Source organism: Blastococcus sp. SYSU DS0619, from assembly GCF_054051035.1.
Genome location: NZ_JBJHAM010000001.1, coordinates 137,920 through 153,740 on the forward strand (window position 1 = coordinate 137,920; position 15,821 = coordinate 153,740).

13 protein-coding genes and 1 tRNA gene are annotated in these 15,821 nt (G+C 72.6%); 8 read left to right on the forward strand and 6 right to left on the reverse strand.

Features of this window, described 5'->3' with window-relative positions; genetic code table 11:
* The first annotated feature begins 42 nt into the window (after positions 1-42).
* The 5 genes from ACI79T_RS00670 (at position 43) to ACI79T_RS00690 (ending at position 4,914) form a co-directional block, all read left to right on the forward strand.
* Positions 43-459, forward strand: coding sequence for a PaaI family thioesterase (locus ACI79T_RS00670; protein WP_456608113.1), 417 nt, complete (start codon positions 43-45; stop codon positions 457-459).
* Positions 460-825: 366 nt separating this feature from the next.
* Positions 826-2,022, forward strand: a complete 1,197-nt coding sequence (locus tag ACI79T_RS00675) for a branched-chain amino acid ABC transporter permease (RefSeq protein WP_456608114.1) — start codon at positions 826-828, stop codon at positions 2,020-2,022.
* 3 nt (positions 2,023-2,025) lie between these two features.
* A complete protein-coding gene (locus ACI79T_RS00680) occupies positions 2,026-3,024 on the forward strand; it encodes a branched-chain amino acid ABC transporter permease (RefSeq protein WP_456608115.1) in 999 nt (332 codons plus the stop codon).
* On the forward strand, positions 3,014-4,015 hold the full coding sequence (locus tag ACI79T_RS00685; protein ID WP_456608116.1) for an ABC transporter ATP-binding protein: 1,002 nt from the start codon (positions 3,014-3,016) through the stop codon (positions 4,013-4,015). The genes ACI79T_RS00680 and ACI79T_RS00685 overlap by 11 nt, the downstream gene beginning before the upstream one ends.
* The gene (locus ACI79T_RS00690) at positions 4,012-4,914 is read left to right on the forward strand and encodes an ABC transporter ATP-binding protein (RefSeq protein ID WP_456608117.1); all 903 of its coding nucleotides are present in this window, start codon (positions 4,012-4,014) and stop codon (positions 4,912-4,914) included. The genes ACI79T_RS00685 and ACI79T_RS00690 overlap by 4 nt, the downstream gene beginning before the upstream one ends.
* Before the next feature lie 366 nt (positions 4,915-5,280).
* Here the strand turns inward: ACI79T_RS00690 and ACI79T_RS00695 are convergent, their stop codons facing one another.
* Both ACI79T_RS00695 and ACI79T_RS00700 read right to left on the reverse strand, forming a co-directional pair.
* Positions 5,281-6,621 (reverse strand): ABC transporter substrate-binding protein, encoded by a 1,341-nt coding sequence (locus tag ACI79T_RS00695; RefSeq protein WP_456608118.1) that lies wholly within the window; start codon positions 6,619-6,621, stop codon positions 5,281-5,283.
* A gap of 235 nt (positions 6,622-6,856) precedes the next feature.
* Positions 6,857-7,456, reverse strand: coding sequence for an ANTAR domain-containing response regulator (locus tag ACI79T_RS00700; protein ID WP_456608119.1), 600 nt, complete (start codon positions 7,454-7,456; stop codon positions 6,857-6,859).
* 77 nt (positions 7,457-7,533) lie between these two features.
* On the opposite strand from ACI79T_RS00700, the gene ACI79T_RS00705 reads away from it, so the two are divergent.
* Positions 7,534-7,607 (forward strand) — tRNA-Leu (locus tag ACI79T_RS00705).
* A 69-nt stretch (positions 7,608-7,676) separates the two neighbouring features.
* Here ACI79T_RS00705 and ACI79T_RS00710 read toward each other — a convergent pair.
* The gene (locus ACI79T_RS00710; RefSeq protein ID WP_456608120.1) at positions 7,677-8,957 is read right to left on the reverse strand and encodes an MFS transporter; all 1,281 of its coding nucleotides are present in this window, start codon (positions 8,955-8,957) and stop codon (positions 7,677-7,679) included.
* 56 nt (positions 8,958-9,013) lie between these two features.
* Between ACI79T_RS00710 and ACI79T_RS00715 the strand changes: the two genes are divergently transcribed.
* Together ACI79T_RS00715 and ACI79T_RS00720 are read left to right on the forward strand one after the other, a co-directional pair.
* Positions 9,014-9,991, forward strand: a complete 978-nt coding sequence (locus ACI79T_RS00715) for a DUF5937 family protein (RefSeq protein WP_456608121.1) — start codon at positions 9,014-9,016, stop codon at positions 9,989-9,991.
* 90 nt (positions 9,992-10,081) lie between these two features.
* Positions 10,082-11,800, forward strand: coding sequence for a pyridoxal-dependent decarboxylase (locus tag ACI79T_RS00720; RefSeq protein WP_456608122.1), 1,719 nt, complete (start codon positions 10,082-10,084; stop codon positions 11,798-11,800).
* A gap of 16 nt (positions 11,801-11,816) precedes the next feature.
* Here the strand turns inward: ACI79T_RS00720 and ACI79T_RS00725 are convergent, their stop codons facing one another.
* The 3 genes from ACI79T_RS00725 to ACI79T_RS00735 form a co-directional block, all read right to left on the reverse strand.
* Positions 11,817-12,698: an acyl-CoA thioesterase gene (locus ACI79T_RS00725; protein WP_456608123.1), complete on the reverse strand. Its 882-nt coding sequence runs from the start codon at positions 12,696-12,698 to the stop codon at positions 11,817-11,819.
* The gene (gene pyk / locus ACI79T_RS00730) at positions 12,695-14,110 is read right to left on the reverse strand and encodes a pyruvate kinase (RefSeq protein ID WP_456608124.1); all 1,416 of its coding nucleotides are present in this window, start codon (positions 14,108-14,110) and stop codon (positions 12,695-12,697) included. Before pyk ends, ACI79T_RS00725 begins: the two co-directional genes overlap by 4 nt.
* Positions 14,111-14,297: 187 nt before the next feature.
* Positions 14,298-15,788 carry a glutamate synthase subunit beta gene (locus ACI79T_RS00735; protein WP_456608125.1) on the reverse strand — a complete coding sequence of 497 codons (1,491 nt, stop codon included), beginning with the start codon at positions 15,786-15,788 and terminating at the stop codon, positions 14,298-14,300.
* Positions 15,789-15,821 lie beyond the last annotated feature (33 nt).

The following is a 15,821-nucleotide window of genomic DNA, read 5'->3' on the forward strand; positions in this document are numbered from 1 at the left end:
CCGACACGACGGCGCGGGCGACCGCGCGGCTACGGTGCCTGCGTGAGCACCCCTCCCCCGGCCTGGCTCCCCGACGGCATGAGCAGCCCGCTCGACGACAAGCTCGGTGTGCGGATCACCGACTACGACCCCGACCGGCTGGTCGCCACGATGCCGGTCGCCGGCAACGAGCAGCCGTTCGGGCTGCTGCACGGCGGCGCCACCTGCGCCCTCGTGGAGACGATCGGCTCGGTCGCCGCGGCGCTCGGGGCCGGACCGGACAAGCAGGTCGTCGGCATCGAGCTCAACGCGAGCTACCTGCGGGCGGCGACCTCTGGCACCGTCACCGCCGTCTGCACCCCGGTCCGCCGTGGCCGCACGCTGTCGACCTTCCTCATCGAGGTCACCGACGACCGGGGCCGGCCGACCGCCACCGCACGGCTGACCTGCATGACCCTCGCGGCGTCGCCGAAGGCCTGACCTCGGCTTCCGGGCCTGCGGGTCCGGGAGCCGAGCGGGGCATACGCCGCTGAACAGGGAAGATCACGACGACGCAGCGGGCGCGCACGCTGCGTGGTCGTTGCGGCGTGTCGCGGAAAGGTCACAGCTCATGGCACGGAGACGGCGAAGACATCCGCGCGGGTTAGGGTCCTGCCTCAACTCATCCGCCGAGGAGGTCGAGTGACGCACCCGACGGACCGTGTCCGCCGGCACGGTCGACGAAGCAGGCCCGCACCCGCGGGGGCTCGGAAGCCGGCCGGTGGACCACCACTCAGCGGCGTCATCGCGCTGCGGCTGCTGCTCGTGGCCCTCTTCACGGCAGGCCTCGCCGCACTGTCCCCGGGTGTGGCCCAGGCGGAGGGCGGGGGCGAGCAGGTCTCCGGCACGCTGCGCACCAGCCTCAGCGGTCCCATCGAGGGTGTCGAGGTCGTCGTCACCACCCCCGACGGCGACGAGGTCGGTACGGACGAGACCGACGCCAACGGCCGGTTCGTCGTCGACCTGCCGGGCCCCGGCGAGTACACCGTCACCATCCCCGAGGACTCCCTCCCCGAGGGGGTGGAGTTCAACTCGGGCAACAGCCGCACGGTCACCGTGGACACCGGCCGCAACCAGGGCGTCATCATCGGCCTGGACGACGGCAGCCGGAACTCCGGCGGCGGGACCGTCCAGTGGGTGCAGCTCCTCGTCGACGGCTTCCGCTTCGGCCTGCTGATCGCGATGGCGGCCGTCGGGCTCTCGCTCATCTTCGGCACCACCGGGCTGACCAACTTCGCGCACGGCGAGCTGGTCACCATCGGCGCGATCGTCGCCTGGTTCATCAACGTCGACGGCGGGGTGCCGCTCATCCCGGCGGCCCTGCTGGCGATGCTCATCGGTGCCGGCGTCGGCGCCCTGAACGAGCGGCTGCTGTGGCGCCCGCTGCGCCGACGGGGCACCGGGCTGGTGGCCGCGCTGGTCATCTCGATCGGCCTGTCGCTGCTGCTGCGCTACGGCTACCAGATCTTCTTCGGCGGCAGCTCGGAGGCCTATGCGGACTACCGCGGCCAGCGCGCGGTCGACTACGGCCCGTTCAACCTCACCGACAAGGACCTGTACTCGATCATCATCGCGCTGGTCGTGCTGGTGCTCGTCGCGCTCATGCTGCAGCGCACCACGATCGGCAAGGCGATGCGGGCGGTGTCCGACAACCGCGACCTGGCGGCCTCCTCGGGCATCGACGTCAACCGGGTCATCCTCGTCGTCTGGATGATGGGTGGCGCCCTGGCCGCGCTGGGCGGCGTGCTGCTCGGCCTGTCCGACGAGGTGCAGTGGGACATGGGCTTCCGGCTGCTGCTGCTGATGTTCGCCGGGGTCACCCTGGGCGGGCTGGGCACGGCGTACGGCGCCCTGGTCGGGAGCATCGTCGTCGGCGTCTTCGTGCAGATGTCCACGCTCGTCATCCCGAACGACATCAAGTACGTGGGCGGGCTCCTGCTGCTGATCGTGATCCTCATGGTCCGCCCGCAGGGCATCCTCGGCAGCCGGGTTCGGGTGGGTTGAGCAATGGGTGAGTTCATCGACGCACTGGCGATCGCCGTCAAGGCCGGGATCGGCTTCCAGGCCGTCTTCCTGGCCCTCCTGGCGCTCGGCATCAACATGCAGTTCGGCTACACCGGGCTGCTCAACTTCGGCCAGATCGCCTTCGCCCTGGTCGGCGCCTACGGCATCGCGGTGTCGGTCAGCCAGTGGGGGCTGAACTTCTGGGTCGGCGTCGCGGTCGGGATCGCCGGAGCGGTCGTCCTGGCCCTCCTGCTGGGCCTGCCCACGCTGCGGCTGCGGGCGGACTACCTGGCGATCGCCACCATCGCGACGGCCGAAGGCCTGCGGCTGCTGTTCCGGTCGGTCTCCGCGACGCCGGTCACCAACGGCTCCCGCGGCATCTCCGGCTTCAACAACCAGTTCGTCGAGCTGGCGCCGTGGGACACCGGGCGCCGGTACCGGCTGCTCGGCACCTTCTGGAGCGGCGCGGACCTGTGGGTGGCCGCCGTCGGCTGGACCCTCGTCGGGCTCGCCTGCCTCCTGATGTGGGCGCTGGTCCGCAGCCCCTGGGGGCGGGTGGTCAAGTCGATCCGGGAGGACGAGGACGCCGTCCGCGCCCTGGGCAAGAACGTCTACGTCTACAAGATGCAGGCGCTGGTCCTCGGCGGTGTGTTCGGTGCGATCGGCGGCATGATCTACGCCGTGGGCACCGGGTCCGCGACACCCGACCAGTACCAGAACGCCAACACGTTCCTCGCCTATGCGGCCCTCATCCTGGGCGGGGCGGCCCGGGTCCTCGGACCCGTCGTCGGGGCCATGCTCATGTACTTCATCATCCAGTTCGCCGACTCCGGGCTGCGGAGCCTGATCGAGACCGGCGTCATCCCCGACGGTCTGCTCACGACGACCGATGTCGCGCAGATCCGTTTCGTCATCATCGGCCTGGGGCTGATCCTGCTGCTCGTCTTCCGGCCGCAGGGCATCTTCGGCGACCGACGAGAGGTGATGCTCGATGCCCGCTGAGCCCCAGCCCACCGGCGCAACCGCGTCCGGCGCCCGGATGCCGGCCCGCGCTGCTCAGGCGGCCCTGCGCGACGTCGCCTGGGAGGTCGGCGTCGCCAAGCCCGACCCGGTCGTCGTCGTCGACGGCGTGACCCGCACCTTCGGCGGCCTGACCGCCGTCTCGGTCGACCACCTCGAGATCCAGCGGGGCGGCATCACCGGTCTGATCGGGCCCAACGGCGCCGGCAAGACCACGCTGTTCAACCTGCTCACCGGCTTCGACCAGCCCGACAGCGGCACCTGGTCGTTCGACGGCCGCCCGCTCGGCAAACTGGCGTCGCACCAGGTCGCCCGGCTGGGTGTGGTCCGCACCTTCCAGCTGACCAAGGCCCTCTCCCGGCTCACGGTGCTGCAGAACATGCTGCTCGGGGCCCAGGGGCAGAAGGGCGAGCGGTTCCTGCCCGCCCTCCTGCCCGCGCTGTGGCGCGGCCAGGAGCGGGCGAACACGGAGAAGGCGCTGGAGCTGCTCCGCCGCTTCAAGCTCGACGCCAAGAAGGACGACTTCGCCGGCACCCTGTCCGGCGGCCAGCGCAAGCTGCTCGAGATGGCCCGGGCCCTCATGAGCGACCCCAAGGTCGTCATGCTCGACGAGCCGATGGCGGGGGTGAACCCGGCGCTCACGCAGAGCCTGCTCGGGCACGTCAAGGACCTCCGCGAGGAGGGCATGACGGTCATCTTCGTCGAGCACGACATGGACGTCGTCCGGGACATCAGCGACTGGGTGGTCGTGATGGCCGCCGGCGAGGTGATCGCCGAGGGTCCGCCGGAGTCGATCAGCCAGAACCAGGCCGTGGTCGACGCCTACCTCGGCGCCCACCACGACGCCCCGCTCACGATGGAGGACGAGGACCGGCAGCTGGCCGAGGCCGATGCGGCCATCGCGCGGGAGAAGCGGCCGGCCGGCGAGGTCCTCGACTCCGACTCGACGCACCGGAAGGGCGGCGCGCGATGACCATCGATCCGGGACAGGGCAAGGACCCGCGGGAGAGCACCGATCCCGAGTACGAGTTCGACCGCGAGGTCGGGCAGCCCGCCGACACCCCGGCAGCCGATCCGGCGGCCGAGGTCCCCGGTCTCACGGCGGCAGAGCTTGCCGCCAGCCGGTCGGAGCACGTGCGGCTGGCGGAGGGCGCCCTGGTGCGCGCCGACGAGCTCGTCGCCGGCTACGTCCCCGGGGTGAACATCCTCAACGGGTGCGACTTCTACCTGCAGGAGGGCGAGCTGGTCGGCATCATCGGCCCCAACGGGGCCGGCAAGTCGACGCTGCTCAAGACGCTCTTCGGCCTCATCCCGGTCCGCTCCGGCACGGTGACCCTCCGCGGCGAGGAGATCACCTCCGCCCCGGCCCACCAGCTGGTGTCCCAGGGCGTCGGCTACGTGCCGCAGAACAACAACGTGTTCCCCTCGCTCACCATCGAGGAGAACATGCAGATGGGCGTCTACCTGCGGCCGAAGACCTTCAAGGACCGGTTCGACTACGTCGCCGAGCTCTTCCCGATGCTCGGGGAGCGGCGACGGATCAAGGCCGGGTCGCTGTCGGGTGGCGAGCGCCAGATGGTGGCGATGGGCCGGGCGCTGATGATGGAGCCGTCGGTGCTGCTGCTCGACGAGCCGTCCGCCGGCCTCTCCCCCGCGTACCAGGACGAGGTCTTCATCCGCTGCCGCCGGATCAACGCCACCGGCGTCTCGATCATCATGGTGGAGCAGAACGCCCGGCGCTGTCTGCAGATCTGCGACCGCGGCTACGTGCTCGACCAGGGGCGCAACGCCTACACCGCGACCGGCGAGTCGCTGATGCACGACCCCAAGGTCATCGAGCTCTACCTCGGGACGCTGGCCAAGGCGCACTGAGCCCCGCCCGCACCACGACGGCGCCGGCACCCCGCACAGGGGTGCCGGCGCCGTCGTCGTCCCGCCTGGTGCCCGGTGTGACCCCGGCCCGTGGTCGCCGCCCCGGGCCCGTGCCGCTGGGGCGGCGACCGCACGGCTGCGGCGGTGGGCCGGGCGGACGCGTCGCCGCTCCGCCGGCGCCCGGGGTGCGGTGTGGGGGGCATCCCGCGTGGCCGCTCCCGCTCCCGCGCCCGGGGCGCGGCGTGGGGCGGCTCCCCGGGGCTCGGCGCGCGAGATGAGGCGCCCGGTGCGGACGCACAGGGGCCCGGCACCGTGCGGTGCCGGGCCCCTGGTGGCCGTCAGCGGATCAGCGATCCGCCCGCCGGGTCAGCCGCGCGCCGGGCCGATGCCCTGCGCGTTGAGACCCTCGATGATGCGAGCCGACTCGTCGAAACCGATCACGACGATGCCGTCGGGGTTCAGGTCGACCATGTCCTGCACCTCGGCGTCGTAGTTGGACGCCGTGGGGTCGTAGATGACCAGCTCGATGCTGTCCTCCGACAGACCGCTGGACACCAGATTCTCGACCGTGTTCTCCGCCAGGCCGGTGCCGTAGGAGTCGTTGCGGGCGAGGATGCCGACCGTGTTCGCGCCGTCCTCGATGATGAGGTCGGCGAGGGCGCGGGACTGCAGGGTGTCCGGCGGCGCGGTCCGGAAGTACAGCCCGTTGTCGTTGTACGTGGTGAACTCGTCGGACGTGTTCGCCGGCGAGATCTGCACGACACCGGCGCCGGTGACCTTGTCGATGACCGTCCGCGTGACGGCCGAGGAGGCCGCACCGACGATCACGTCGACGTTCTGCTGCAGGAGGGCGTCCACCGACTGGGTCGCGATGTCGGTCGAGGTGTCACCGGAGTCGCGCTGGATCAGCTGCGCCGGCTGGCCGAGCACACCGCCGGCCTCGTTGATCTCCTGCACGGCCAGGTCGGCGCCGGCGATCTCCGGGGGGCCGAGGAACGCGAGGTCACCGGTCTGCGGGAGGAGGGTGCCGACGACCAGCGGGTCGTCGGAGGTGGCGCCGGGCGCGGCGGGCGCCGGGCCCTCGTCCGAGGCGGCGTTGGCCTCGTCCCCGGCGAGGACGAAGTCCGTCTCGTCGGAGGCGATGGTGTTGTCCGGGCCGAACTGCAGGATGCCGAAGCTGGCGACCGACGGCTCACCCGGTTCGGCGAAGGCCAGCGGGCCGGAGACGCCGTCGTAGTCGGGGTTGCCGCCGCCGTCGACGATCTCCTTGCACGAGGCGAAGTCCGTGCAGACGTCGCCGCCGAAGGTCACGCCGTTGATGTAGGGCGCGAAGACGGCCGGGTCGGTGCTGCCGGCCAGCTGCGCGGCGATCGCCGAGATGAGGATCGCGTCGTAGGTCTCGCCGGCGTAGTTGAAGTCCTGCAGGTCGGGGTCGACCTCCAGGAGCCGGTTGGTGAAGTCGTCGCCGAGGTCGGTCAGCGGCGTGGTGCCCCGCATGCCGGCGAGAGCGCCCTCCTCGGAGAAGGACTCACCCAGGGCGTTACCCATGTTGCCGTCGGTGCCGTAGACGTTGACCTGCTTCTCGCCGTCGCCGCCGCCGCCTTCGGCCGACGTGCCGCCACCCTCGTCGCCGCCACCGCAGGCGGTCAGCGCGAGCAGGGCGGCACCGGTGACGGCGATGCCGCGGGCAGTAGAGCCAGTGCGCATCAAGCAACTCCCAGTGTCATCAGTGCGTCCGGCGTCGGCGCGCCGAGCGCGCCCGCCGACCGGACGCCGATCAGTGCGCAGAACCTAGCCGCCTGCCGGTGCGATGCACCCGGCCGCGGAACGACCGTGATGAGGTCGTGACCTCGGCGTCCGCAGCGTGGACGCCGAGGTACGGAACGTCACCGGGAGGAAACACAACGCCGCGACAGACGCGCTGCGGGGCCTCGACCGGTCGTCAGGCGGACGCCTCTCCCCCGGCCGCACCGCTCGCGAGGATCGACTCGGCGAGCGCCTTCATGCTCGTCCGCTGGTTCATCGCGGTGCGCTGGATCCACCGGAACGCCTCCGCCTCGGTCATCCCCTGGTCGGCCATCAGCCGACCCTTCGCCTGCTCGACGACCTTGCGGGTCTGCAGCCGCTCCTCGAGGTCCTTCACCTCGCCGTCCAGGGCGGTCATCTCGGCGAACCGGCCGCGGGCGACCTCGATGGCCGGCACGAGGTCGTTCTTGGAGAACGGCTTCACCAGGTAGGCCATCGCCCCGGCGTCCCGGGCCCGCTCCACCAGCTCCCGCTGGCTGAAGGCGGTGAGCACGATGACCGGCGCGATCCGCGCCGAGGCGATCCGCTCGGCAGCGGACAGGCCGTCGAGCACCGGCATCTGGATGTCCAGGATGACCAGGTCGGGGCGCAGCTCCTCGGCTCGGTCGACCGCCTGCTGCCCGTCACCGACCTCGGCGACGACGCTGTACCCCTCCTCCTCCAGCATCTCCTTGAGATCGAGGCGGATCAGCGCCTCGTCCTCGGCGATCAGGACACGGATCGGCTCGCTGGTCACGGCGGCAGAGCCTAGCGACGTCAGCTGTGAGACACCGCCCGGCTAGGCTGCTCGGGCGGCCCGGGCCACCCCGGCGCGCCCCCGTACCCCAATCGGCAGAGGGAGCGGATTCAAAACCCGCGCAGTGTGCGTTCGAGTCGCACCGGGGGCACTCCTTCTTCCTCGTCGTCCTTCGGACGACACCGCCGCCACGGAGCCACCCTTGGGCCGGACCCCGCCGTCACGCCTCGCCGGTGCGGGTGCCGGAGGTCGCCCGGCGGGCGATGGCGAAGGTGAGCAGCCCGGCGACGAGGAAGCACCCGCCCAGCACCGCCCAGCCCGCCGCGCCGTGATCGATGGCCGTGGCCGTGACGACCAGCGGCGCGAGCATGGCACCGATGGCGTAGCCGGTCTGGCTCACGCCCTGGTAGGCGCCGGCGCGGCGTTCGTCGGCGAGCTCGAAGGCGAGCCCCCAGCTGCCGGCCTCTCCCCACATCTCCCCGGCCGTGTGCGCGAGGGCGGCGAGCACCAGCACCGCGACGGCCACCACCACGTCGCCGAGGCCGGCCGCCGCATACAGCGCGCAGGCCACCGCCAGCAGGCCGCCGGCCAGTGCCACGGCGCGCCCCGCGGTGGGGATGTCGTGGGTACCCCGCGCCGCCCGGACCTGGAAGAGGGCGATCAGCACGGTGTTCAGCACCAGCAGCACCGAGACCGTCACCGGCGGCGCCGCCGTACCGCCGGCCACCCAGAGCGGGACGCCGACGGTCTGCAACCCGAAGTGCATCGCGAGGACCGCATTGAGGCCGGCGACGGCGAGGTAACGGCCGTCCCGCAGCGGCGAGCGCCCCGCGTCCGCCCCGAGGGCGGCGACGACCGGGGTGTCCCCGCGACGCTCCCGCACGAGCGCGGGGAGGCCGAGCAGCGGCGCGCAGGACAGGAGCACGAGGGCGCCGACGACGACCACCGTGGCGCTGTAGGCACCGGCGGTGTCGCGCAGGAGCGCGAGGGCGGCCAGACAGGTTCCCAGGCCGATGAAGACGTTGGTGACCACCCGCAGCCGCGCCCGCACGGCCACCCGGTCCGCGCCGGTGAAGCACCGGGCGAGCAAAGCGGAGCGGGCGGTGCCCTGCACCGCACGGAACCCGACCGCGCAGCAGGCGGTGACGACGAACGCGGACGCGCTCGTCGCGACGCTGTAGGCCAGGAGTGCGAGGCCCTGGGCGGCTGTGGCGGCCAGCAGCACGCGCTCGGCCCCGATGCGGTCGGCGAGATAGCCGGCTCCGAAGCTGCCGGCCACCCCGGCAGCTCCGGCGACGGTGAGCCCGAGGCCGACCGTGGTGGCCGCCAGCCCGATGACCCGGGTGAAGAACAGCGCACTGACGCTGTAGAACAGCCCGCTGCTCAATGCCGCGACCATCGTCGACCAGGTGAGCACCCGGGCCAGCGGGTCGGACGGGCGCAACGTGGAGGAAGCGGCCACCAGCCATCTCGCCGGCGCTGCCGCGATCGCGGAGGACACGGGCCAGTTGTGCCAGCCACGAGTGAGCCATCACCATCGATGTAGCGTCCTGCTTCATGATCAGATACGAGCTGGCCGGCATGGACCTGGCGGACGTGCGCTTCGCCATCTCGCCGCTCAACGAACTGGTCTTCTCCCTCCGCGCCTGGCGCGATCCCGGTCGCTATCCGCTGCAGCTGCCCTGGTTGCACCACGTCGCGGCGGCACGCGCGGACCTCGACGAGACCGTGCTGCTCGCCCTGACGAACGACCAGCTGTGGACACCGGACTTCCTCACCCCGCGGCCGCGCTCCCCGCTCACCCGGATCGAGGAGGAGCTGGAAGCGCTCGGGGACGTCGACGCCGACACGGTCGCCCGCGACCTGCGTGCGCTGCACGACGTCCTGCCCGCTCCCCTGCGGGGGAGCCCGCAGGCGGTCCGCGCCCGGATCGTCGACGCCCTGCACGCGTACTGGGAGAGGTCGTTCGCCAGGGATGCGTGGCCGCGGATGCGTGCGGTGCTCGAGGCCGACGTGGTCCACCGCGGCCGGGAGCTGGCCCAGCGCGGGTTGGCCCACATGTTCGCCAACCTCGCCGAGACGGTGAGCTTCGCCGACGGCGTCGTGTCCGTACGGTTGAAGTCGCCGGTCAGCTACACCCGGTCGACGACCGGGGACGGTCTGACGCTGGTGCCCACCCTCTTCGGGCGCACCGCGTCCGCCCCGATCTCGCCCGATGAGCCGCCGCTGGTCATGTATGCCGCCCGCGGGGCGGGCACGCTGTGGGAGACCCAGCAGCCGTCGTCGTCCTCAGCACTCGCGGCGTTGGTGGGCGCAGTCCGCGCGGGATTGCTCGCCCAGCTGATCACCCCGTCGTCATCGACCGAGCTGGCCGTCCGGCTCGGCGTGACCACACCCGCGGTGAACCAGCACCTGCGGGCGCTGCGGGCCGCCGGCCTGCTCGTCTCCGCCCGGCACGGACGCTCGGTGCTCTACCGCCGCTCGGATCTCGGCGACCGCCTCGTCGCGGGTGCCGGAGGTGCGCTGATCCGCTGAGCGGGACGGTGGGCGGTCCTGCTCCACGGCCACCGCCACGGCCAGGTGCCGTCCGCGGTGGCGGCGACCGGACGCAATACGGTGGGCGGCGTGACCGAGCCCGCACCGCACATGACCCCCGACGAGTTCCGGCGCCACGGCCACGAGGTCGTCGACTGGATCGCGGACTACTGGACGCGGATCGGCTCCTTCCCGGTGCGCTCGCAGGTCACCCCCGGCGACGTCCGCGCCGAGCTGCCGGCCTCCGCCCCCGACCAGGGCGAGCCGTTCTCCGCCGTCCTGGCCGACCTCGACCGGGTCGTCGTGCCCGGCCTCACGCACTGGCAGCACCCCGGCTTCTTCGGCTACTTCCCGGCCAACACCTCCGGCCCGTCGGTGCTCGGCGACCTCGTCTCGGCCGGCCTGGGCGTGCAGGGCATGTCCTGGGTGGCCAGCCCGGCCGCCACCGAGCTCGAGCAGCACGTCATGGACTGGTTCGCCGAGCTCCTCGGCCTCCCGGAGTCCTTCCGCTCCACCGGCACCGGCGGCGGCGTCGTCCAGGACTCCAGCTCCGGCGCCAACCTGGTCGCGCTGCTCGCCGCCCTGCACCGCGCGAGCGGCGGGGCCACCCTGCGCCAGGGGGTCCAGCCGGAGCGCGCCACCGTCTACGTCTCCAGCGAGACGCACTCCTCGATGGAGAAGGCGGTGCGCATCGCGGGCCTGGGCACCGACGCCATCCGCATCGTCGAGGTCGACGGCGACCTCGCTATGAACCCCGGCGCGCTCGCCGCCCGGCTGCAGCGCGACGTCGACCGCGGCTACCGCCCGGTGCTGGTCTGCGCCACCGTCGGCACCACCTCGACCACCGCCGTGGACCCGCTGGCCGCGATCGGGCCGATCTGCCAGAAGCACGGCGTCTGGTTGCACGTCGACGCCGCCTACGCCGGGGTGAGCGCCGTCGCGCCGGAACTGCGCCACCTGCAGGCCGGCGTCGAGTGGGCCGACAGCTACACGACCGACGCCCACAAGTGGCTGCTCACCGGCTTCGACGCCACCCTCTTCTGGGTCGCCGACCGCGCCGCCCTCACGGGCGCGCTGTCGATCCTCCCCGAGTACCTGCGCAACGCCGCCACCGAAGCCGGTGCCGTGGCCGACCTCCGTGACTGGCAGATCCCGCTGGGCCGGCGGTTCCGGGCGCTCAAGCTGTGGTTCGTGGTGCGCTGGTACGGGGCGGAGGGGCTGCGGGCCCACATCCGCGGGCACGTCGCCCTCGCCCAGGAGCTGGCCGGGTGGGCAGCGGCCGACGAGCGGTTCGACGTCGTCGCGCCGCACCCGCTCTCGCTGGTCTGCCTGAAGCCGCGGTGGCCGGAAGGCGTGGACGCCGATGTCGCGACGATGACGCTGCTGGACCGGCTCAACGACGGCGGCGAGGTCTTCCTCACCCACACCACGGTGCAGCGGGAGCCGGTCCTCCGCGTGGCGATCGGTTCCCCGGCGACGACGCGGGCGCACGTCGAGCGGGTGTGGGCGCTGCTGACCGAGGGCCACGACTGGCTCGCCGCCGACTTCGCCGCCCAGGCCGCCGAGCAGGCAGCCGCGCGGGCCGCCGAACGTCAGCGGGCCGAGCAGGAACGGGCCGAGCGCGAGCGGGCCCAGCGGGGGCAGGCCGAGCGCGAGCAGGCCGAGCGCGAGCAGGCCGAGCTTGACCGGGCCGAGCGCGAGCAGGCCGAGCTGGGCGAGTCCACGGCGCAGCAGCCCGCGGACGAGCCCGCCGTCCCGGCCGACGAGCTCCCCGCCGACGACACCGAGGACGCCGGGCGCCCCGCCTGACCGGCGGAGCGGGGCCTCAGCGCTCCAGGGAGCGGATGAGGCCCTGCTGGGCCACCGTGGCGACGTGCGTGCCGTCCGCGGCCCAGATCTCGCCGAAGCACAGCGCCCGGCCGGCCGAGGCCGCAGGGCTGTCGGTCTCGTAGAGGAACCACTCGTCGGCCTGGACCGGCTGGTGGAACCAGACGGCGTGGTCCAGGCTCGCCCCCACGTAGCGGCCGCCCCACCCGCCACCGAGGCGGGCCAGCCCCGCGGACAGCAGGGTGAGGTCGCTGACGAAGGTCAGCGCGGCGGCGTGCACGGAGGCGTCCTCGGGCAGCCGGCCGGCCACCCGCATCCAGGCGTAGGTCTTCGTGTGCGGCGGCAGCTTGGGGGTCCGCGCGAAGGGGTCCTCCATCAGCCGCTGGTCGACCGCCCGGCTGATCGCCAGCGCCGCGGAGGCGTGCTCGCCGTAGGGGGCCACCAGCTCGGCGAGGGTCGGCAGCTCCTCCGGCGCCGGCACCTCGGGCATCGGCCGGGCGTGCTCGGCCACCACCGGCTGGGGCGCCGAGGCGTCGGCGGTGAGGGAGAAGATCGCCACGTCCTCGCCGTTGCGCCGCTGCCACGCGACGACCCGGCGGGTGGTGAAGCTGCGCCCGTCCCGGATCCGGTCGACGGAGAAGCGGATCTCCTCGTGCGGGTCGCCGGGCCGCAGGAAGTACGAGTGCAGCGAGTGCACCGCACGGTCCTCCGGCAGCGTCCGGGTGGCCGCCATGAGCGCCTGGCCGGCCACCTGCCCGCCGAAGATCCGCTGGAGCGGGCTGCGCGGCGTCTGCCCGACGTAGAGGTCGGTGTCGCGCTGTTCCAGGTCCAGCACCGTCATGAGCGACGCGGCCTGGCTGCCGGCGGCCGCTTCGCTCACGAGTCGGTACCCACCTCGTGCACCCGGATGAGGTTGGTGGAGCCGACGGTGTTGGGCGGGCTGCCGGCGACCACGACCACCCGGTCGCCGACCTCGAGCCGGCCGATCGACAGCAGCGAGAAGTCCACCTGGGCGACCATGTCGTCGGTGTGCTCGACCGTGGGCACCAGGAACGTCTCGACGCCCCACGAGAGCGCGAGCCGGCTTCGGACGCGGGGGTCGACGGTGAAGGCCAGCAGGGGCATCCGCGGGTGCAGCGCCGCCAGCCGGCGGGTGGTCTCCCCCGTCTGCGTGAAGGTCGCCAGCGCCTTCACGTCGAGCGACTCACCGATGTCCTTGGCCGCCCGCACGATCGCGCCCGAGCGCGACCGCGAACGCCGGAGGATCTCGGGCACGGGCATGTGGTCGCCCTCGACGGCGGCGATGATCCGCTCCATCGTGCGCACGGCACCGATCGGATAGGCACCGACGGACGTCTCGCCCGACAGCATCACCGCGTCGGCGCCGTCGAGCACGGCGTTGGCCACGTCGGAGGCCTCGGCCCGGGTCGGCCGTGAGTTGGTGATCATCGACTCGAGCATCTGGGTGGCGACGATGACGGGCTTGTTCCGCTCGCGGGCGGCCTGGATGGCCCGCTTCTGCACCAGCGGCACCTGCTCGAGGGCCAGCTCCACGCCCAGGTCGCCGCGGGCGACCATGATCCCGTCGAACGCCTCGACGATGGCGTCGAGGTTCCGCACCGCCTCCGGCTTCTCCAGCTTGGCGATGACGGGGACGTAGATGTCCTCCTGGCGCATGATGTCGCGGACCAGGGCGCTGTCCGTCGGCGAGCGCACGAAGGACAGGGCGATGAAGTCCACGCCCAGGTGCAGGGCGAAGCGCAGGTCGCGCTCGTCCTTGTCCGACAGGGCGGGCACGCTCACCGCGACGCCGGGCAGCGAGAGGCCCTTGTTGTTGGAGACCTGACCGCCCTCGACGACGAGGCAGAAGACGTCCGGGCCCTCGACGCCGACCACGCTGAGCGAGAGGTTGCCGTCGTCGACCAGGAGCCGGTCACCGACGCGGACGTCGTTGGCCAGGTTCTTGTAGGTGGTCGACACCCGCTCGGCGGTGCCGGCGACGTCCTCGACGGTGATGCAGATCTGGCTGCCGGTCTCCCAGCGCACCGGTCCGTCGGCGAACGTGCCGAGGCGGATCTTGGGGCCCTGCAGGTCGGCGAGGATGGCCACCGCGTGGCCGACGCGGTCGGAGGCCTCGCGCACCAGCGCGTAGGCCGATGCGTGGTCCTCGTGCGACCCGTGGCTGAAGTTGAGGCGGGCCACGTCCATCCCCGACTCGACCAGGGCGGTGACCTGTTCGGCGGAGCTCGTGGCCGGACCCAGGGTACAGACGATCTTGGCGCGGCGGGACATGGCGATAACGCTAGTGCTCCACCGAACTGATGGCGCCCGCGGGCCACCGCCGCGTGTCGCCCGCTCCCCTGCGCGGAGCCCCGGAGGGCTCCGCGCAGGCGGGACGGAGACGCTCCTCCGGACCGGGGACGGCCGTCGGCCGCGGTGCGGTCCGGAGGAGCGCGATATCTCAGCGGGGCGCTGGGTCCTAGCGGAGCGCGACCGCCGTCGGGGTGACCGGACGGGGCAGCATCGACTCACCGGTCAGCCAGGTGTCGGCGGCGGCCGCCGCGGCGCGGCCCTCCGCGATCGCCCAGACGATGAGCGACTGGCCGCGACCCATGTCGCCGGCCACGAAGACGCCGGGCACGGTGGACATGAACGCGTCGTCGCGGACCACGTTGCCGCGCCCGTCGACCTCCACGCCGAGGGTGTCGACCAGGCCCTCGCGCTGCGCCCCGGTGAAGCCCATCGCGAGGAACACCAGGTCGGCCGGGAGCTCGCGTTCGGTGCCCTCGACCTTCTGGAACCGGCCGTCGACCCGCTCGACCTCGTGGATCAGCAGCGCGCGGACGTTGCCCTCCTCGTTCCCCACGAACCGCTCGGTGTTGACCGAGTAGAGCCGCTCGCCGCCCTCCTCGTGGGCGCTGGAGACGCGCATGACCATCGGGTAGGTCGGCCACGGGTTGGCGCCCATGTCCCGGCGGTCCGGCGGCGCCGGCATGATCTCCAGCTGGGCGACCGAGGCCGCCCCCTGCCGGTGGGCGGTGCCGAGGCAGTCGGCCCCGGTGTCACCGCCACCGATGATCACGACGTGCTTGCCGTGCGCGTTGATGGGCGGGTCGTCGAGCTCCCCGAGCGCCTGCCGGTTGCCGTAGGGCAGGTACTCCATGGCCAGGTGGATGCCGGCCAGCTCGCGCCCGGGGGCGGGCAGGTCACGGCCGATGGTCGCGCCACCGGCCAGGACCACGGCCTCGAAGTCCGCGCGCAGCTGCTCGACCGACAGGTCGCCCTCGCCACTGCCGCCCACCTCGACCCCGGTGACGAACCGGGTGCCCTCGGCGCGCATCTGGTCCAGCCGCCGGTCCAGGACCGACTTCTCCATCTTGAACTCGGGGATGCCGTAGCGGAGCAGCCCGCCGACGCGGTCGGCCCGCTCGTAGACGGTCACGTCGTGCCCGGCCCGGGTGAGCTGCTGGGCGGCGGCCAGCCCGGCGGGGCCGGACCCGATGACGGCGACCTTCTTGCCGGTCCGCTCGGCCGGGGTCTGGGGGCTGACCCAGCCCTCGTCCCACGCCCGGTCGATGATCTCCCACTCGATCTGCTTGATGGTGACCGGCGACTCCTGCAGGTTCAGCACGCAGGAGCCCTCGCACGGCGCCGGGCAGAGCTTCCCGGTGAACTCCGGGAAATTGTTGGTCGCGTGCAGCCGCTCGATGGCGTCCTGCCAGTCGTCGCGGCGGGCCAGGTCGTTCCACTCCGGGATCAGGTTCGCCACCGGGCAGGCGTGGTGGCAGAACGGGATGCCGCAGTCCATGCAGCGGGCCGCCTGCTTGCGCACCTCCGCCGTCGGGAAGAGCGGGTCCTCCCCGTTCTGCCGCCGGGTGTAGACGTCCTGCCAGTCCATGATCCGGAGCTCGACGGGACGGCGCGGCGGGAGGCCGCGCTCGTACTTCAGGAAACCGGTCTGGTCAGCCACGTGCTGCCTCCCTCTGCTGCTCGTTCGATCCGC

Excerpts from the sequence above, each read along its gene's own strand:
- ACI79T_RS00715 (WP_456608121.1), top strand. The coding sequence starts at position 9,014 with ATGATCAGATACGAGCTGGCCGGCATGGACCTGGCGGACGTGCGCTTC.
- pyk (WP_456608124.1), bottom strand. The coding sequence starts at position 14,110 with ATGTCCCGCCGCGCCAAGATCGTCTGTACCCTGGGTCCGGCCACGAGC.
- ACI79T_RS00695 (WP_456608118.1), bottom strand. The coding sequence starts at position 6,621 with ATGCGCACTGGCTCTACTGCCCGCGGCATCGCCGTCACCGGTGCCGCC.
- ACI79T_RS00685 (WP_456608116.1), top strand. The coding sequence starts at position 3,014 with ATGCCCGCTGAGCCCCAGCCCACCGGCGCAACCGCGTCCGGCGCCCGG.
- ACI79T_RS00680 (WP_456608115.1), top strand. The coding sequence starts at position 2,026 with ATGGGTGAGTTCATCGACGCACTGGCGATCGCCGTCAAGGCCGGGATC.
- ACI79T_RS00690 (WP_456608117.1), top strand. The coding sequence starts at position 4,012 with ATGACCATCGATCCGGGACAGGGCAAGGACCCGCGGGAGAGCACCGAT.